At 70.3% G+C, this 18033-nt stretch carries 14 protein-coding genes and 1 tRNA gene; 5 read left to right on the forward strand and 10 right to left on the reverse strand.

Annotated elements, in window-relative coordinates:
- The first annotated feature begins 144 nt into the window (after positions 1-144).
- Positions 145-235 (forward strand) — tRNA-Ser (locus tag KY498_RS13300).
- Between the two features lie 255 nt (positions 236-490).
- On the opposite strand, the gene KY498_RS13305 is transcribed toward KY498_RS13300, so the two are convergent.
- Positions 491-1327 (reverse strand): M23 family metallopeptidase, encoded by an 837-nt coding sequence (locus KY498_RS13305; RefSeq protein WP_082734246.1) that lies wholly within the window; start codon positions 1325-1327, stop codon positions 491-493.
- Between the two features lie 171 nt (positions 1328-1498).
- Complete coding sequence (locus KY498_RS13310) at positions 1499-2239, reverse strand: TetR/AcrR family transcriptional regulator C-terminal domain-containing protein (RefSeq protein ID WP_219879411.1); 741 nt, start codon at positions 2237-2239, stop codon at positions 1499-1501.
- Between the two features lie 124 nt (positions 2240-2363).
- Here KY498_RS13310 and KY498_RS13315 point away from each other — a divergent pair, with 124 nt between their 5' ends.
- A complete protein-coding gene (locus KY498_RS13315) occupies positions 2364-3704 on the forward strand; it encodes an MFS transporter (protein ID WP_060960585.1) in 1341 nt (446 codons plus the stop codon).
- Positions 3705-3750: 46 nt separating this feature from the next.
- Positions 3751-6171 carry a glycoside hydrolase family 2 TIM barrel-domain containing protein gene (locus KY498_RS13320; protein WP_191009143.1) on the forward strand — a complete coding sequence of 807 codons (2421 nt, stop codon included), beginning with the start codon at positions 3751-3753 and terminating at the stop codon, positions 6169-6171.
- Between the two features lie 71 nt (positions 6172-6242).
- Here the strand turns inward: KY498_RS13320 and KY498_RS13325 are convergent, their stop codons facing one another.
- Positions 6243-6389, reverse strand: coding sequence for a hypothetical protein (locus KY498_RS13325; protein ID WP_191009142.1), 147 nt, complete (start codon positions 6387-6389; stop codon positions 6243-6245).
- 165 nt (positions 6390-6554) lie between these two features.
- Here KY498_RS13325 and KY498_RS13330 point away from each other — a divergent pair, with 165 nt between their 5' ends.
- Complete coding sequence (locus KY498_RS13330; RefSeq protein WP_191009141.1) at positions 6555-8783, forward strand: glycosyltransferase family 2 protein; 2229 nt, start codon at positions 6555-6557, stop codon at positions 8781-8783.
- Positions 8780-10327 carry a carbohydrate-binding protein gene (locus tag KY498_RS13335; RefSeq protein WP_191009140.1) on the forward strand — a complete coding sequence of 516 codons (1548 nt, stop codon included), beginning with the start codon at positions 8780-8782 and terminating at the stop codon, positions 10325-10327. The genes KY498_RS13330 and KY498_RS13335 overlap by 4 nt, the downstream gene beginning before the upstream one ends.
- On the opposite strand, the gene KY498_RS13340 is transcribed toward KY498_RS13335, so the two are convergent.
- The 7 genes from KY498_RS13340 to KY498_RS13370 all read right to left on the reverse strand — a co-directional run bounded on the left by KY498_RS13340 (position 10294) and on the right by KY498_RS13370 (position 17974).
- A complete protein-coding gene (locus KY498_RS13340) occupies positions 10294-12441 on the reverse strand; it encodes an ATP-binding protein (protein WP_191009139.1) in 2148 nt (715 codons plus the stop codon). The two genes, KY498_RS13335 and KY498_RS13340, sit on opposite strands and share 34 nt — an antisense overlap.
- On the reverse strand, positions 12434-13081 hold the full coding sequence (locus tag KY498_RS13345) for a response regulator transcription factor (RefSeq protein ID WP_101306957.1): 648 nt from the start codon (positions 13079-13081) through the stop codon (positions 12434-12436). Before KY498_RS13345 ends, KY498_RS13340 begins: the two co-directional genes overlap by 8 nt.
- Before the next feature lie 149 nt (positions 13082-13230).
- Positions 13231-14460: a Dyp-type peroxidase gene (locus KY498_RS13350; RefSeq protein WP_191009138.1), complete on the reverse strand. Its 1230-nt coding sequence runs from the start codon at positions 14458-14460 to the stop codon at positions 13231-13233.
- On the reverse strand, positions 14460-15044 hold the full coding sequence (locus KY498_RS13355) for a copper chaperone PCu(A)C (protein ID WP_223848749.1): 585 nt from the start codon (positions 15042-15044) through the stop codon (positions 14460-14462). Before KY498_RS13355 ends, KY498_RS13350 begins: the two co-directional genes overlap by 1 nt.
- Positions 15041-15649: a copper resistance CopC family protein gene (locus tag KY498_RS13360; protein ID WP_191009137.1), complete on the reverse strand. Its 609-nt coding sequence runs from the start codon at positions 15647-15649 to the stop codon at positions 15041-15043. The genes KY498_RS13355 and KY498_RS13360 overlap by 4 nt, the downstream gene beginning before the upstream one ends.
- A gap of 93 nt (positions 15650-15742) precedes the next feature.
- Positions 15743-16372, reverse strand: a complete 630-nt coding sequence (locus KY498_RS13365; protein ID WP_191009136.1) for a hypothetical protein — start codon at positions 16370-16372, stop codon at positions 15743-15745.
- Between the two features lie 30 nt (positions 16373-16402).
- The gene (locus tag KY498_RS13370; protein WP_060960593.1) at positions 16403-17974 is read right to left on the reverse strand and encodes an amino acid permease; all 1572 of its coding nucleotides are present in this window, start codon (positions 17972-17974) and stop codon (positions 16403-16405) included.
- Between the last annotated feature and the right edge of the window lie 59 nt (positions 17975-18033).

Here is an 18033-nt window from a genome sequence, read left to right on the forward strand (position 1 = left end):
ATGCCGCGGCCGTCGCCGGCCACACCCACCGCGTCGATTCCGAGGAGATGACGCGATCCGAGGAGCTTTCCGGGCGACGGGCTCCTCGGCATCCCACATCTCCTCGGTTCGCGGCGCCCCGCGGAGTGTCGTAAGCTATACGGCGGTGACGTGTCCGAGCGGCCGAAGGTGCAACTCTCGAAAAGTTGTGTAGGGTAACCCCCTACCGTGGGTTCAAATCCCACCGTCACCGCCACGGAGAACCCCCGCAGATCCCCTGGAAACACTGGGATCGCGGGGGTTCTTCCTTCCCTGCATCCGCCTCGCGCCTCCGCCCCGGCCTTCCCCTCGTCGTCGAGGATGCGATGAGCGGTCGGCCACTCGTCGACTGCTGCTTCTACTCGGACCACCACCTGGTCAGGGGGGACAAACGAGCGCAGCCTCGGCGCGTGCCGGGGAGGATGGTGCCAGGGCGGGCTGCGCTCGGGAGGAGCGTCGACGCGAGGTTCGCTCAGGGAGCGACGGCTGCCTGATACCCCGCGATGATGTCGAGTTCCGCGCCCAGCAGGCTGTCACCCTTCAGGAATCGCTGCAGCAGGCTCAGGTGGTAGGTGTTCGGGATGTACTTGCGCTTACCGCTGATGCCGACGATCCAGACCTGCTGGTTCTCTGCGAACGTGATGAGTTTGTACATGAGTTCGTCCTCTCCGGGGTTCTGCGGCGGGCCTGTCGGGCTGTCCCCGGCGAGCGGGGCGTTCGTGACCAACCAAATCGGATTCAGGTTGGTTCCGTCGCTCAGGTACAGGCGCAGGTGAAGATGCGAGTTCTCGCGCTCAGGGGGATCAAGGTAGCCGGTGAAGCCGGTGAGGCCGACCACCGTGCCGCCGCTCACGTTCTGCCCGATCGACACACTCGTGCTGCCTTGGATGAAGTGGCAGTAGTCGCCGAAGACGCCGGAGCCGTGGTTGATGGTCACGAACTGACCGCGCCCGCTCGGCTCGTAACCCCCACCGGTCACGACTCCGCTTGCGACCGCGCACGCAGGCGTGCCTGCGCGCGGCGTGACGTAGTAGTCGACGCCACGATGACCTGGATAGCTGGGCTCCGGGTAACCGTCCACGCCCAGGCGCGTCTCTGCTCGTTGCGTGAACGGATGATTCCACGCGATCGGGAGTGCATCGTGTTGGGCGCGCGTCCAGGTCCCCGCGGCTGTTGCTGGGGCGGCGCCCAGAACGACTGACCCGGCAACGTAGGTCGCGGCGGCCGCTCCGGCGACGCCGACGACCTGACGTCGAGTCAGCTGTGGCGCGTCACGGGCATCGGCCGCCGGCGTTTGAGGAGACTCCATGACCTCACGCTATTGGTCGCGCCACACGGATGGCGAGACGACGAAAGTATGAACGCGGCGTGAGCCCCGCGGATGCCGCGAAGCTCATCGCCGGCGGCGGGCCGGTCGATCCATGGGGTGCCTTCGAAGCGCCCGCGCCAGCGGCGCCGGGAGCCGCTGGCAGCGTGGGGCTCAATGCCCGGATCCGTGACCCTCATCGTGCGGCGCTCGGTTTTCGTCGTCGTGTGCGAGGAGTCGCTCCAGCCCGCTGATGAAGACATCCAGGGCGAAATCGAACTGCAGCTCACCGTACGAGTCGTCGTCGAGGTCGGAACTCGAGGTCATGATCACCCGCAACGCGTGAAACTCCTCCTCGGGTGCTGAGCGCAGGGCAGCGCGCAGGATGCCGGGTTGCGGGTGGTGGCCACTCGTCTGGATGAAGATGATGTCTTTGGCCAGCGACATCGCGATGTTCGCCAGCATCAAAGACGCTTGAGCGACGTGCGCGGGCGCGAATCCGGCGTCGAGCATCATCTCCAGCAGGAGCTCCGACGGTCGGAGGAGGTCGAGTCCGCCTTCGAGGTCGTACCGGAAGTAGGCCACAAGACTGCCCGTCGACACGAGGGCGTCGCGGAGCGCCCGGGCATAGGCGCGGCATCCCTCCTGCCAGCTCGGATCGGAGGGGAATCGGAACTGCGAGAAGTGTGCGGCGAAGGCGTCGCGCGCCACGAGCTCGAGCAGTCGTTCGCGATCTTTGACGTGATAGTGCACGGCGCTGCGGTCGACGCCGAGCTCTCGTGCGACCGCCTGCACCGTCACCAAGTGCGGCTCCAGGCCGCGCGCGACCTCGACGATGCGCTGAGCGTCGATGCCGGCGCTCTGCCCGGGCCCTCGTCCGGCTGACCGCGAGGGTGCGTTCTGACGGCGAGACATCGCGCCTCCGGCTCGTGATTTGACGGTCGTGAATACCCACTGTACTATTCACGAGCGTGAATAACATTCACGCTCGATAATTGCGGCGTCGAGGCCGCGAACTACTCAGTGCCGAGGAGCCACCATGACCACCATCCCTCCCGATTCGTCTGACGACGCCGCTGCCGTACTCGCCGCCGCGCGGTCGGCCGTGCCGGCACCCGAGCCTGTCGTCGAGACTGCCGACGCGAGCGCTCCGACGACGATGAGCCGATGGCTGTGGGTGGCGTACCCGATCGCGCTGATCGGTATCGGATCGGTGTGGGGCGCCGTCATCTCCGTCCTCCTGGGACGTCAGATCGCAGAGATCGTGACCGACCCTCTCCAGGCCGCGGGCGCGCTCGGCCTCGTGCTGAGCATCGCCTCGCTCGTGCCGTTGATCGCGCAGCCTGTCATGGGTCGCCTGTCCGATCTGACGCGCACCCGGTTCCTGGGGCGTCGCAACCTCTGGATCCTGTGTGGCGGGCTCGCCTCGGGCCTCGTGCTCATCGGGCTCGGGTTGAGTGACAACCTCATCGCGGCCGGCATCCTGTGGGCTCTCGCCATGATTCCGCTGAGCGCCCTGCAGGCGGCGCTGACTGCCGTCCTCCCCGAGCGCGTCCCGCTCGCCCGTCGCGGGACGATGTCGGGGATCGTCGGAACGATCAGCGTCGTCGGCGCCGTCTTCGGCGTGACGCTGGGCGGACTGGCTCCGACCGCCTTCGTCGGATACCTCCTCATCGTCGTGTTGCTCGTGGTCACCTCGACCTTGTTCGCCTTCACGACGAAGGACGTCCCCGCGCCGGTCGAGAACCTCGAACTCTCCCGTGAGCAGAAGCGAGCGATCAATCGCCTTCCCGGCCTGCGCACTGCGCCCGATTTCTGGTGGACCTTCGCCGGTCGCTTCTTGATGATCTTCGGCTACTTCGTCATCAGCGGGTTCAACCTCTACCTGCTGCGCGACTACATCGGGGTCGGCGACGGGAGCACGGACGCCGCGTCGCAGATGGTCGTCGCCGTCGCTGGACTCGCCGCACTGTTCACACTCATCTTCGCGATCGTGGGCGGCGTGCTCTCGGACCGCTTCGGCCGGGTTCGCATCTTCGTCGGACTGGCCTGCCTGCTGTTCGTCCCGGCGTGCCTCGTGTTCATCTTCGTCCCGACCCTCACCGGCTTCTTCATCGCCCAGGGGATCCTCGGGTCCGCCTTCGGCATGTACACCGCCGTCGACCAGGTGCTCATCACCCGCGTGCTGCCGAACACGCAGAATGCCGCGCGTGACCTCGGCCTGATCAACATCGCCAACTCCGGACCCCAGGTCATCGCCCCGGCGGTCGCCGGTGGGGTCATCGCGTTCACCGGCAACTACAGCATCCTCTTCGTCATCACCGCCGTCGTCGTCGTGTTGTCGGCGATCTCGGTGCGCTTCATCCGGTCGGTTCCCTGACCCCGACCCGTCACACGCCCGTTCCTACGAGAGAGAGCACCACCGCATGCCGATCCAGACCCTGGCCGAAGGCTGGGACTACCGCACGAAGGCCAGCGTCTTCTCCGAGCTCGGTGGAGCGGGAGTGACCGAGTGGCAGCCGGTCGTCATCCCGCACGATGCCATGCTCCACGAAACGCGCCGCGACGATCTCGCGCATGGAGCAACCAGCGGGCACTTTCCGGGCGGGGCCTACCAGTACCGCCGGACGCTGTTCGTGCCGGCCGAAGACGAAGGCGCACTGCTCACCCTCGTCTTCGAAGGCGTGTACCGCAACGCCGCCGTCTTCGTCAACGGGACGCTGGCGGGCCAGCGGCCGAGCGGCTACGCCGAGTTCTCGGTGCGCATCGATCCGTACGTCACGTTCGGGGCCGACAACGAGATCGTCGTGGAGTGCCGCAACGGGAAGGACGCGCGCTGGTACTCGGGAGCGGGCATCTATCGGCCGGTGCACCTGGTGACCCAGTCGCGGATGCGCATAGCGCACACGCACGTGCGCACGACCCATCTGGGCGAGGCTGAGGCGGTCGTCGAGGTCGCCACGCTCGTGCGCAACGACGGTATCCGCACCGCACGCGGGCGCGTGTCCCTGCGGATGTCGTTCTCCGGCACGGCGGTGAGCGAGTTGGACACCCCCGTGACCGTGTTGCCCGGCGAGCAGATGATGGTGCGCCAGCGCGTGTTCCTGAGCGATCCCGTGGTCTGGTCGGCCGAGACACCCCACCTTTACGACGTGTCGGTCGAGCTGGAGCGGGAAGGAGAGGGGGTCGTCGATGATCGCCAGACCCGGTTCGGGGTACGGACGATCCAGGTCGACCCGCGGCATGGCCTGCGCGTCAACGGCAAGACGGTCAAGCTGCGCGGTGCGTGCGTGCACCACGACAACGGCGTTCTCGGGGCCGCCACCTTCGCGTCGGCCGAGGAACGACGCGTGCGCCTGTTGAAGGCGGCCGGCTTCAACGCCATCCGCAGCTCACACAACCCGTTGAGCCGAGCGATGCTCGACGCGTGCGATCGCCTGGGCATGTACGTCATGGACGAGGCGTTCGACACCTGGACCGTCAGCAAGACCGACGAAGACTACTCCTACGAGTTCCCCGAATGGTGGGAGCGCGATGTCGAGTCGATGGTGGCCAAGGACATCAACCACCCCAGCGTGATCTTCTACTCGATCGGCAACGAAATCCCCGAGAACGGCACCCCGTTCGGTGCCGTGCAGAGCCGCAAGATCGCGGAGCACATCCGGACCCTCGATCCCACGCGCCTGGTCACCAACGGAATCAACGGATTCGTCGCAACGCTGGACGACGTCATCGCTGCGATGCGCGTCCAAGCTCCCTCCGACGACCAGGCCTCCGGCGGCGTCAACACGATGATGGCGCAACTCGGCGACTACGTGGGCCTCATCGCTGTCTCCGAGCCGGTCACTGTGCGCACGGAGGAGTCGCAGGCGGTGCTCGACGTCGCAGGGATGAACTACTCGCAAGCGCGATACGAGCTCGACCGCGACCGCTTCCCCGAGCGCATCACTGTCGGCACCGAGTCGTTCCCGACGGCGATCGACGAGATCTGGGCGCTGGTCGAGGCAGATGCGCGCGTCATCGGCGACTTCACGTGGACCGGGTGGGACTACATCGGCGAGGCCGGCATCGGCGGCATCGACTACGTCGAGGACCTGAAGAACTCCCAGCAGAGCGTCGCCCGTGACTACCCGTGGCTGCTCGCCTACTGCGGCGACATCGACATCATCGGTCACCGTCGCCCCGCTTCGTTCTACCGGGAGATCGTCTTCGGGCTCCGCACCGACCCCTACATCGCGGTCCAGCGGCCGCAGCACCACGGCAAGACCGTGGCCTTCGCCACTCCGTGGGCCTGGACTGATTCGGTGTCGAGTTGGACGTGGACGGGCTTCGAGAACCAGCCCGTGCATGTCGAGGTCTATGGTCGTGGCGACGAGGTGGCGCTGCTGTTGGACGGCGAGGAGATCGGCCGCCAGCCGATCGGCGTCACGAAGGCCTTCCGCGCCGACTTCGAAACGGTCTACCGTTCGGGGACGCTCGAGGCGGTGTCGTACCTCGGCGGCGCCGAGGTGGGCCGGTACGCGCTGCACGCCGGCGGGACGCCGCGGAGGCTGGATGCAGAGGTCGACAGCGGGGCCGACGACCTCTCCTTCGTCATGCTCGCCCTCACCGACGGTCGTGGGACGGTCATCACGGGCGAGGATCAGTCGATCGCTGTGCGCCTGGAGGGTCCCGCCGTCCTCCAGGGCTTCGGATCGGCGAACCCGAAGACGGAGGAGAGCTTCGTCACCGATCGTCACACGACCTTCGACGGCCGCGCGTTGGCGGTCGTACGTCGCACCGGTCGCGGAGCCATCACGCTCACAGCCGAGGCCGAGCAGGGCGCGCAGATCGAGGTCATTCTCTGAGTCCGCCACGAAGATCCCGACGCCCGCGACATCACGCGGATGTCGGGGCCTTCGTCGTCGGCGGCTGCCGGTCAGCCGCCGTAGCGGACGTAGAAGGAGCCGAGTCCGCAGGTGTACGTCGCGGGGCCGACGGTGTGCACGCCCTCTCCGAGGCGTGCACAGGTCTGCGCCGCATCCACGAGGGTGGCGCCGATCACGAACAGGATCACCAGTGCCACGGCGACCCCGATGCCCGCGGAGAACCACCGATTCCGGTGGCTGAAACGGCCGCTACGAGACGGCCGCGCCCGGCACGATGGCCCTACCGTGACCGACCTGGGACTTGTCGGGCACGTCGCCGCGGCGACCCGACGCCGCGGCCCCCCGTCGAAGGAACGTCGACCATGACTTCAGACACCGCCGTCACCCGAGCCCGCCGCCGCCAGGGCGGCACCGATCGCGACGCGACACCGCAGCCGGCGCAGCACGCACGGCCTTCCACGGCCCGTATCGCGCGGTCGCGGATCGCCCTGATCTCGTGCGTGGTGCTGTGGATGCTCTACCTCACGACGGTCATCGTCACCCTCTCTCGCGGCGGTGCGCTCGTCGACTCCACCCAGCTGCTGGCCACGACGCTGTTCCTCGTCTCCGTGACCGCGCTCACGTTCTCGGCCTGCATGTATCTGCTCGCGCGGGCGGGCGCTCTTCCTCGGCTCGCGGATCATCGCCGCCCCCGCCGGATCGTGATCGACGAGCACTTCTTCGATCACGAACCCCTGCTGACCGCTCTGCTGCCCTCTCGACGCGAGGATCCCGACCTCGTGCGGATGGCGCTCTGGTCCGTCGCGTTGCAGGAGTTTCCGCGGCTCGACGTCGTGCTGCTGCTGGACGACGACCCCGACCCCGCCGACGACGCGGCGCGCGCCGGGCTGGAGGGGTGCCGCGCCCTGACGGGAGAGCTGGATGCCGCACTGCGTCCGGTCTTCGAGCGCGTGGATGCCGCCGCCGCCCGCATCCGCGCGGGCGAACTCTCCGCGGCCGCGGCGACGGAGCTCGTGATGCGCGAGCATGCGGCGTGCGCGCAGTGGCTGCACGCACGCGCCGAGGAGGCGCCGACCCGGACGCACGTCGAGGTCTTCTTCGTCGAGCAGGTGCTGCGGCGCCTGGCATCCGATCTCGAGGCCACGGCCGCGGCTCTGCTCGAAGCCGCGGAGAGCGGGGCGGCGCCGCTGACGCTCGCGCGTGCGCATCAGCTTGTCAGCCGCCTCGTGCGGATCTTCGGTGTGGACGCCTCCACCTTCGAGCGGCGGCGCTACGCCTCGTTGTCGCACGTGTCCAACAAGGCCATGAACCTGAACGCGTACCTCGGCCTGATCGGCGGTCGCTACCGGGAGCGATGGGTGGGCGGTCAGCGGGTCCTCGAGGATGCCGGCGCCGGGCGCAGCACCCTCGAAGTGGCCGAACCCGACTACGTGCTGACCCTGGACGCCGACTCGATGCTGCTGCCCGGGTACTGCGCGACGCTGGTCCACACCCTCGAGCAGCCGGAGAACGCGCGCGTCGCGGTCGCCCAGACGCCCTACTCCGCCTACCGCGGGGCTCCGACCCGGCTCGAACGCATCGCCGGGGCGACGACCGACCTGCAGCACGTCGTGCACCAAGGTCTCACGGCGTTCGGGGCGACGTTCTGGGTGGGCGCGAACGCCGTGCTGCGCTGGCAGGCCCTGACCTCGCTGCGACGCGAGTCGGTGGAAGACGGCACGCGCATCGTGCGGTACATCTCCGACCGGACGGCCATCGAGGACACCGAGTCGAGCATCGACATCGCCGAGCACGGCTGGACGCTGATGAACTACCCGGAGCGCCTCAGCTACAGCGCCACACCGCCCGACTTCGGCTCCCTCGTCATCCAGCGTCGCCGCTGGGCGGACGGCGGGCTGCTGATCATCCCCGCCCTGCGCGCCCTGGCCGCTCGCCGTCGCCGCGGCGGCGAGCCGATGCGGGCCGCCGAGCGGCTGCTCCGACTGAACTACCTCGGTTCGATCTCCTGGGTCACGGTGGGCCTGCTCGCGGTGCTCACGCTCTACCCGATGGACGGGCAGCTGGTCACCATCCTGCTCATGCTGATCGCGTTACCCTATTTCGTCGAGATGGCGTCGGATCTGCGCATGCTCGGCTACCACCGGCGTGACGTCGTCGCCATCTACGGACTCAACCTCCTGCTCCTGCCCGTCAATCTCGCCGGCAGTGCGGCGTCGGTGCTGCAGGTCCTGACCGGCCGCAAGGCGCAGTTCGCGCGGACGCCGAAAGTGTCGTCGCGCACCCGCGTTCCGGCCTTCTTCCTCGTCGCGCCCCTGGCGCTGGTACTCGTGGCGGGCGCTGTCGGCGTGCGCGCCGGGATGGCGGGAGCATGGGGCACCGCGGTCTTCGCGGCGTTCACCACGATCGCGACGCTGTGGGCCATCGTGCGTCTCATCGGCGTGCGTGCCACGGCATCCGATCTCTGGTTCGCGTGGATGGACTGGATCTGGGTGGAGGAGAAGGATGCCGCCGCGCCCGCCACCGCCTCCTCTCCGCGGTGGGCTGCGGTCCTCGACGACGGGCCGCTGGACGCGATCGGAGCGCTCTCATGAGCCCGGTGCACGCGCCCCGGCGTTCGCGGTTCGCCGGACGGCAGCTCTCGTTCGGGCGCCTCGCCCTCAGCATGGCCGTGGTCGTCACGCTGGGACTCGGCGCGACCGCGGCCGCCCTCGTCCCGGCGTTGCCGCCGGCGGTGGCCGGCGCCGACGCCGCCCACCGCTGGTTCGCGCCGTACTACGACGTGACGCTCGAATCCGGCGACGAGCTGTCGCGCAGCACGATGGACGATGCCCCCGGGGGACTGGTCCTCGCCTTCGTCGTCGCCGCGGGTGACGACGACTGCACGCCCACGTGGGGACGCACGTACACGCTCGACGACGCCGCCCAGCGGTTCCAGCTCGATCGTCGCGTCGAGCGGATGCACCGCGAGGGGCGCCCGCTCGCGGTGTCGTTCGGAGGCGCCCTCAACACCGAGCTGGCCTCCGCGTGTGCGACGGTCGACGCCCTGGCGACGGCGTATCGCACCGTGCTCGACCGGTACGGCATCGACACCGTCGACCTCGACATCGAAGGGGATGCTCTCGACGACGCGGCGGCGACGGCACGACGTGCCGCGGCGATCGCACAGCTGCAGAAGCAGCGGAGCGCGGAGGGCACGTCGTTGCAGGTGTGGCTCACACTGCCCGTGGCGCCCGACGGTCTCACCGCCCAAGGGTCCGCGCAGGTCTCGGCGATGCTCGACGGGGGAGTCGAGATCGCCGGTGTCAACGCCATGACGATGGACTTCAACGCCGACGATCACGCCGCCTCCACGTCGTCGCTCGCGATCAGCGCGTTGGACGCCACCGCCCGGCAGGTCACCGACCTGTGGGACGCCCACGGGCGCACCCTGCCGCCGGGCGGAGCGCGGGCCTTGCTGGGAGCGACCCCGATGATCGGTCAGAGCGACATCGAGCGCGAGGTCTTCACGCTCGATGACGCCCGGGCGCTCGCCGACTACGCCACCGCGCAGGGCATCGCGAGGATGTCGATGTGGTCCCTCAACCGCGACCGCACCTGCGGATCGAACTACCCGCTCGTGCATCGGGTCTCGCCCCTGTGCAGCGGCGTCGATCAGGCCGGCGTGAGTTTCGCCGGCACCCTCGCCGACGGGCACACGGGCACGCCGTCGGGGGAGCCCCTCGCTCCGCAGGACGGTCCCATCGTCCCCGACGACGCCGCCACCAGCCCCTTCCCGCTGTGGACGTCGCAGTCGTTCTACTCGGCAGGGGTGTTCGTGGTCTGGCGGGGCTCGGTCTACGTGTCCAAGTGGTGGAACGAGGACGGCCCCCAGCCCGATGACCCCTCGTTGGATGCCGCGGCATCCGCGTGGACCTACGTGGGCCCCGTGCTCTCGAGCGACCGCCCGTTCACCCTGCCGCAGCTGCCGGAGGGCACCTACCCGGAATGGTCCGCCACCGGCCTCTACAACCAGGGCGATCGCGTCCTGTACGACGGCAGCGGGTACGAGGCGCGCTGGTGGTCGCAGGGACAGCGTCCCGATCGGTCGGTGCTCGATCACGACTACTCGCCGTGGAAGCTCCTCGACGGGTCGTGACCGCTGACGGCATCGAACACGTGCGGGCGGCCGTCGATCGCGATGGTCGCCCGCACGGCTCGTCCGTCCGGATGCAAGCGTCCGACGACGTGCCGGCGCGCATCGGAGATGCTCTCGGCCATCCACCCCACGGCCGCATCGATCCCGTCGTCGGCGGCGGCGGCGCCGCTGTCGTCGAGCAGGACCACGTCGACGCCGCGGGCGCGCGCGGCCGCGACGGCGCTGCGCAGCGGCTCACGCGCCAGCGCGCCGGCGCGCAGGTCGTCGCGCAGTCGGCCCTCTTGCGCCGCATAGGCGCGCCGCTCCTCGGGTGAGGGCGACCGCCCTTCGGCGATGCGGTTCAGCAGGGGCACGACGGAGGCGGCGAGATCGTCGGCGTGCTCGCGCAGCTCCGCACGCGCCGACATCGACCAGCTCTGCCGTTCCGCGGCGGCGACGGCCTCATGGTGCAGGACGACGATGCCCCGCTGCATGCGCGCGATGACGTGCAGCATCAGGACGGCGACGCCGACGACCAGTCCGGGGCGGGTGATCAGCTGGAGGATCTGGCCGGGGGCGACGCCCTGAGCGGCTCCCGCGGCGATCAGGACACCGACGACCAGGGCGGCGCCGACGAGCGCCGTGCCCCCGCGCCCTCGCAGAGCCAGCGGCACGAGCAGGAAGGACAGCGCCATCACCGGCCACAGGGTGCCGTAGGTCAGCGGGGCGACCGCGACGGTGCCGAGTGTGCCACCGACCACGAGCCCGACGACGCCGATCGACCGGCCCCACGACGGCTCGGCGGGCAGGGAGCGGCGCAGCAGCTCGGCGGTGACCAGGATCGCCGCCAGTGCCGCCACCTGCAGCGCCCACGTGTGCGGCGCCACGACCGTCGCTGCCATCGCGCACAACGACTGCAGCACGACGTAGCCCACCCCGATGCGGGTCACACCGCGTCGCAGCGCCGCGGAGTCGGTGACCGCCGCCATCTGGACGCCCGGCGCGGGCGGCGCGTACCGCAGCGTGACGCGCGTGCCGACGCCTCGTGTGGAGACGATCTCGGCGGCGCCGCCGGGAACGCGTTCCATGCGCGCGACGATGCTCTGGCGGATGCCGAGGCGGTCGTCGTCGATCCGGGCCAGCTCGAAGCCGGGGCCGTCATCGACGATGTCGATGCGGACGTCGTCGTCGCGGGAACGGAGATGGACCTGCCGCCGCGCCAGCGGTGCATGCCGGGCCGCGTTCGTCAGCGCCTGACGCGTCGCCCCCAGCATCGCCGTGGTCGCACCGTCGTCGAGGAGGAGGGGACCTTCGATGTCGCAGGTCAGCTCTGCCCCCTGCCGGCGGGTCTCCACGACCAGCTCGGCATCCAGCGGGAGAGGCTCGCGCGCGCCGTCGTCGACGAGCGACGTGACCATCCCCGCCGCACGCCGCGCCTGGACGGCGAGTCGATCGAGCGGAACCGGCAGTTCGGAGGCGGCCAGCACGAGCGTCGCCAGCACCTCGTCGTGGACGAGGGCGGCCGCGTGCGTCCGCGCCGCCAGGCGACCCCGCTCGGCCGACTCGCGGGCCGCGGCGGCCCGGCGCTCCGCTGCGGCGGCGTCCAGGCCGGCGCCGACCGACAGCACATGGCCGCCGAGCACGCAGACCACGGCCGCGGTCAGCAGCGCGTGCGAGTCGTTGACGATTCCGTCCAGATCGAAGCCTCCGAACGTGAGACGGTACGTCGCCCCCGCGAGAGTCCCGATCGCCAGCGTGGCCCACCCCGCACGCGGGCCGAAGGCGACGAGCGCGCAGGCGGTGGCGGCGCTGGATGCCGTCAGCACCCACGGCATCCGCTCCACCTCCGACGTCGCCGCCGCCGGGGCGAACAGGATGACCGCGGCCCAGAACAGGATCGTCGCAGCGCCGGCCGTGCGGCGCAGCATCCGGGTGCCCAGCAGGGGGGAGAGCGCCCCGCCGACGATGGTGATGGCCGTGGCGGCGACCACGATGATCAGATACCAGAGGGGAAGGACGGGGTGTTCGCGGGCCACGACGGTCAGGTTGAACGTGCCGACCGCCGCCACCATCGCGCCGCTGGTCGCCAGCAGCACCCGCCGAGCGGCGCGCTCAGCGGCATCCGCGTCACTCACGCCGCGGTACCGGCACGTAGCCGTCTTCGAGGCCCCGCTGATACAGCTCGACCTTCGTCGCCGCCGGGCGGCCCAGCTGATGGTAGACGGAGCGGATGCGGCGAAGGTGATCGTTGACGGTGTTCTCGGAGATGAACAGCCGAGTCGCGACGTCCCGCGCGCCCAGCCCCGACGCGTACAGCGCCAGGACCTCGCGCTCGCGCGCGGTGAGCGGGGCGCCCTCGAGCAGAGGATCGGTGTCCAGCGCCGAGGCCCATTCCGCCGTCGAGACGTGCTCGCCGCGCGACGCCGACACGATCGCGGTGAGCAGCCCTGCCGACGGCGCGGACTTCCTCACGACGCCGCGGATGTCGGCGCGTGAGGCGGCGCGCACGAGGTACGGATCCTCGCCGGAGGTCAGCACGAGAACCTGGGCGCCCCAGCGGCGCAGCGCCGCGACGTTGTCCGCCGGATGCGATCCGTCGCGCAGGCTCAGATCGAGCAGGACCAGTTCGGCACGTCGCGGGTGGCGCACCAGCTCGTCGACGGTGCGGGCGTGACCGACGAAGCTGACCTCGGGCGTCGCGGCGAGGAGGTTCTGCACCGCCATCGCGACGAGCTCGTGGTCGTCGACGACGGCGACGGATGCCGCATCCACCATCCCCAGGACACCTCTCTTCGAGCCGGCCCCCCCGGCGGTGGACGTGCCGCACCTCGCGCCGCTCCAGGATAGGGGCAGGATTCGCCGTGCGCGCCGTCGACTCCGCATTATTACCGGCGCGCCAGCCCGGCTGCCGTCGGCCCGCATCGTCACGCCAGCAGCGTCTCCCCGATGTACCCGCCCGGCCGGCACCCGGGTGGGACGGCGAACACCGCCGAGCCGATCGGTGTCGTCCACTCGTTGAGCAGGTCGAGCTCGTCCAGCCGCCGCTGGATGGGAACGAACTGAGCGTCCACGTCGGCCTGGAACGACACGAAGATCAGCCCCGAGTCGGACACCTGTCCGCCGTCCGGACGCTCGTCGTAGTTGTAGCCGCGACGGAAGATCCGCTGTCTCGCATCATCGGGCCGCGAGCGGCGCAGGTGCGAGAACTCCGGGATCACAGGGAAGCCGACCGGGGTCTTCGCATCGAAGTCGGGCTCGTCGTGCTCGGCCGCACCGGTGAGCGGAGCGCCGTTGGACAGCGTGCGCCCGACGGAGTCCTCGCGTCCCGGGCGGTCGAGCCTGTCCCATTTGTCGAGGTCCATGTGGATGCGGCGGATGACCATGCCCGTGCCGCCGGCCATCCACCCCGCATCCGACCAGACGACTTCGTCGAAGTGGCCGGTTCCGGGCTGAGGGTTCGCGGTGCCGTCGACCTGGCCGAAGAGGTTGCGCATGGTCGTGCCCGGCGCGACCGTGCCGTAGGCGCGGCGGAACCCCTGCTGCGTCCAGCGCACCTCGGCGAAGCTGCGGGCGTCCTTCAGCAGCATCCGCGTCGCATGGGCGACCGTCAGCGGGTCGTCGCCGGCGATCTGCAGCAGCAGGTCGCCGTGGCTGAACTCGTCGCGGAGGCGATCGATGCCGAACGCGGGCAGCGGTCGCAGCCAGCTCGGCGCGGCTCCCTGCGCCCGGGAGACGAGCCCGGGTCCGAACGCGAACGTCACGGTGAGGCGGGCGGGCGCCGCGGCCAGCTCCGGTTCGGAGTCGGCGAGGGCCGGCCGCCCCTGCGTCAGCCGCTCGGCGTCATCGCTCAGCACGCGCAGGAGGCGGCGCAGGTCGTCGCGGTCGACATCGGCGTGCAGGTCGAGCGCGACGAACGTCCCGTGCGCCTGCGCGTCGGTGTCGACGCCCGCCTGGTGGACGCCGTGGAACGGCACGATCTCGGTGCCGTTGAGCGGGACGGATGCCGCGGCCGGCGCGGCCGCGTCGGGAGAGGGGGTGAGGGCGAGGTCGATGCCGATGGCGGCGGCGGCGCCGACGCCGGCGACAGCTCCTCCGAGGAGGAACTGCCGCCGGGTCGACGCCGATCGACGCGCGCCCGTGTCGGGCGCGGCCATCAGTTGCTCGGCGTGGGGCTCGGGCTCATGTCCATCTCGCCGCCCTGGTAGGTCTCGTTGGCACCGGAGTAGTCCTTGACCGGGGCCGAGAACGCCGCCGTGGAACCGTCGGAGAACGTCAGCGTGAAGCGGGTCTCCTCACCCGCCTTCAGCGGCGCGGTCAGGTCCATCAGCATGATGTGGTTGCCGCCCGGCTGCAGCACGAGCTCACCGCCGGCCGGAATCACGAAACCGCCGTCCTTCTCCTTCATGACCATCGCGCCCGAGGCGTCGGAGACGGTCTCGTGCAACTGCAGCATGGAGGAGGCCGGGGAGGTCGCCGACACGAGGGTGACCGGCGCGGACGAGCCGTTGCGGAGGGTGCCGAAGGCGGCGGACATGCCGGAGTCGGCAGCCTTGACCCAGGCGTCGGAGATCGTCACGGCGGCGCCGGCGTCGGCGCTCGTCGCCGAGGCGGACGGCGTCGATCCGGCGGAGGAGCTCGTGCTGGCGCAGCCCGCGAAGGCCAGGAGGCCGACGCTCAGGAGAGCGCCGGCGCGGGCGGCGACGGTCAGGCGGGTGCGGGTGGTGGTGTGGATGCTCACGAGGAGGTGCCTTTCTTTCGGCGGAGGAAGTGGAAAGCGGCGTAGGCGGCGACGGCGATGATCGCCCCGCCCGCGCCGACCAGCAGGATCCGGATGATCCCCTGGTCCTCTCGTGCGCCCTGATCCTGTGCGGTGGTGTCCTGTGCGTCCGCGGCCGTTCCGGCATCCGTCGATGTCGACGGGGCCGTGGCCGCCGGCGTCCGCGTCAACGGCTCGGCGCCGCCGACCGTGAACGGGATGATCCCGCTGATCGGATGCCCGTCCTGCGAGACGACACGCCAGCGGATCTCGTAACCGCCGGTCGGCAGCTGCGGGTCGAGGCTCACCGTCACCGTGCCGTCGCGCACGACGGGGGCGTCGGCGACCCAGTCGCGGTCCGCTCCGTCTGCGACGATCACGGCGGCGCCGATCGTCAGCACGTCGGCCGAGAAGGTGAGTGTCACCTCCGCCGGGGCGTCGGTGAGCGCCTCCCCGGATGCCGGGGTGCTGCCGAGCAGCTCATCGTGGGCCGCCGCGGGCAGGGCGGTGACGAGCACCGACGTGCCGGCGAGGGCCACGGCGAGCAGCAGCGTGCGAAGACGGGTGCGGAAACGGGAAGACGACATGGAACGACCACCGATCGATCGCGCGCTCACGACGCAGGTGCGAGCGCACAGCGGATCCGCGCCCGGACATCGCGTCGCGGGCGGGGACAGGGATCAGAGCGCGGGGGCGAGCGGGGGTCCGCGGCGGCGACCGTCGACGACGTGCGCGGCGGGGCGCACCCTCCAGGCGACCGCGTCGGCCGCACGGGCGGCGGGAACGGGACGGGCGATGACGGTACGGGCCCGCGCGACCGCGCGGCGGGCCCAGGCGCGGATGTCACGGGCCAGCTGCAGCAGGGCGCGGATGGTGCGCTCGCCGCGGTACAGCGCAGCGGTCGTGACGAGCGCGGCCGCCGCGTGCAGCGCCCACATCAGCGGGTCGGCGCACAGCGCCGACACGAGTGCGCTCGCAGACGTGGTGGTGACGGCATCCGCGGACATCGCCATCGCACCGTGATCGTGGTGCGAGATCGCCGAGGCGGCGCCCGAGACGGGGGCGCCCATCACGAACAGGGTGTGGAACAGCAGCTGGCTCGCCACGACGCTCAGCCCGAGTCGCACCGCGGAGAGCGTCCGGCCGGCGAGGAGCGTCGACACCATGAGCGCCAGCATCCACGGGGCGACGATCCCGAACGGTCCGGGAACCGACCCGCCGGCGACGACGTGCGACACGAGCGCCGTGAACGTCGCGACGGAGGCGACGACGGCACCCCGCGCGACGCGCGGAGTCCGGGAGCGTCGCATGCGCCCAGTCTGCCAGGTCGTGCCGCGACCTCAGCGGCGCCGCTTGGCCGCTTCGGTCGCCTGCCGCTCGGCGATGACCGGATGGGTGCCGGTGTAGCCCTCGCGCGCGGCGACGGCCGCCTGGATCTTGCCGCGGGCGGCGAACCAGCCGATGATCAGCGCCGGGATCAGCACGATCAGCGAGGCGAGCACCCACCGTCCCGTCTCCGAGAAGCCCATCGTCACGAGCACGAAGAAGAGGAACGCCAGCGTCAGGTACGACGTGTACGGCGCCCCGAACAGACGGAACGACGGCCGCTGGAGCCTGCCCTCCTTCGCCCACTTCACGAGCTTGAGCTGGCAGAGGATGATCGTCGCCCACCCACCGATGATGCCGAGGGCCGACACCTCCAGCACGATCTCGAACGCCTGCGACGGCCAGAGCGCGTTGATGCCGACGCCCGCGAGCGTGATGACGGCCGTCAGCAGGATGCCGCCGTACGGCACGCCGTTGCGGCTCATCGCCGCGGTGAACGCCGGCGCCGACCCGTTGACCGACATCGAGCGCAGGATGCGGCCCGTCGAGTACAGGCCCGCGTTGAGGCTCGACAGCGCCGCCGTGAGGACGACGAAGTTCATGACCGAGCCGGCGATCGCGCCGGTCTGCGGCGAGCCGATGTGCGAGAAGAAGGTGACGAACGGCGACTGCCCGGCCTCGTAGGTGCCGAACGGCAGCAGCAGCGACAGCAGCAGGATCGAGCCCACGTAGAAGACGGCGATGCGGATGACGACCGTGTTGATCGCCTTCGGCATGACCTTCTCGGGGTTCTCCGTCTCGCCGGCGGCCGTGCCGACGAGTTCGATGGCCGCGTAGGCGAAGACCACGCCCGAGATGGCCAGCAGGGGTGCGACGACACCCATCGGGAAGAGACCGCCGTTGTCCGAGATCACGCTGAAGCCGGTGGGCCCGACATCCGTCGCGCCGCCGAAGATCAGGAAGCAGGTGCCGACGATGAGGAAGATCACGAGGGCCGCGACCTTGATGAGGGCGAACCAGAACTCCATCTCGCCGAAGAGCTTGACGCTCACCAGGTTCAGCGACAGCACGACGACCAGGGCCACGAGGGCGATCAGCCACTGCGGGATCTGCTGCAGCGGCTCCCAGTACTGCGCCCAGAACTTGACGTAGAGGGCGGCCGCGGTCACGTCGACGATCGAGGTCATCGCCCAGTTGAGGAAGTACATCCACCCGGCGCCGAACGCGAGCTTCTCGCCGTAGAACTCGCGGGCGTAGGACACGAACGACCCCGACGACGGGCGGTGCAGCACGAGCTCCCCGAGCGCGCGCAGGATGAGGAATGCGAAGAAGCCGCAGACCGCGTAGACCAGGATCAGCGACGGTCCGCTCGAGGCGAGACGGCCGCCGGCGCCCATGAACAGACCGGTGCCGATAGCGCCGCCGATCGCGATCATCTGGATCTGTCGCGGGCGCAGGGTCTTGTGGTAGCCCGCATCCTCGCTGGAGAAGTCCTGCACCGCTTCGGTGCGATCGCCCGTCAGCTCGCGCGCGTTCTCGCGGGCGTCCTCCGGGTCCAGCCCGGACGTCGGCTCGTTGTGCGTCATCCCGCAATCATGGATGCCGTGCGTTTCGGTGCCGTGACGCGTGGCCACGCGTGTCGTGA

The sequence above is a fragment of the Microbacterium sp. PAMC21962 genome (assembly GCF_019443465.1).
Classification (GTDB): domain Bacteria; phylum Actinomycetota; class Actinomycetes; order Actinomycetales; family Microbacteriaceae; genus Microbacterium; species Microbacterium hominis.

Bases quoted from the DNA above. Each gene is read 5' to 3' on its own strand.
- KY498_RS13305 (WP_082734246.1), bottom strand. From the start codon at position 1,327: ATGGAGTCTCCTCAAACGCCGGCGGCCGATGCCCGTGACGCGCCACAG.
- KY498_RS13310 (WP_219879411.1), bottom strand. From the start codon at position 2,239: ATGTCTCGCCGTCAGAACGCACCCTCGCGGTCAGCCGGACGAGGGCCC.
- KY498_RS13315 (WP_060960585.1), top strand. From the start codon at position 2,364: ATGACCACCATCCCTCCCGATTCGTCTGACGACGCCGCTGCCGTACTC.
- KY498_RS13320 (WP_191009143.1), top strand. From the start codon at position 3,751: ATGCCGATCCAGACCCTGGCCGAAGGCTGGGACTACCGCACGAAGGCC.
- KY498_RS13330 (WP_191009141.1), top strand. From the start codon at position 6,555: ATGACTTCAGACACCGCCGTCACCCGAGCCCGCCGCCGCCAGGGCGGC.
- KY498_RS13335 (WP_191009140.1), top strand. From the start codon at position 8,780: ATGAGCCCGGTGCACGCGCCCCGGCGTTCGCGGTTCGCCGGACGGCAG.
- KY498_RS13345 (WP_101306957.1), bottom strand. From the start codon at position 13,081: ATGGTGGATGCGGCATCCGTCGCCGTCGTCGACGACCACGAGCTCGTC.
- KY498_RS13350 (WP_191009138.1), bottom strand. From the start codon at position 14,460: ATGGCCGCGCCCGACACGGGCGCGCGTCGATCGGCGTCGACCCGGCGG.
- KY498_RS13360 (WP_191009137.1), bottom strand. From the start codon at position 15,649: ATGTCGTCTTCCCGTTTCCGCACCCGTCTTCGCACGCTGCTGCTCGCC.
- KY498_RS13365 (WP_191009136.1), bottom strand. From the start codon at position 16,372: ATGCGACGCTCCCGGACTCCGCGCGTCGCGCGGGGTGCCGTCGTCGCC.
- KY498_RS13370 (WP_060960593.1), bottom strand. From the start codon at position 17,974: ATGACGCACAACGAGCCGACGTCCGGGCTGGACCCGGAGGACGCCCGC.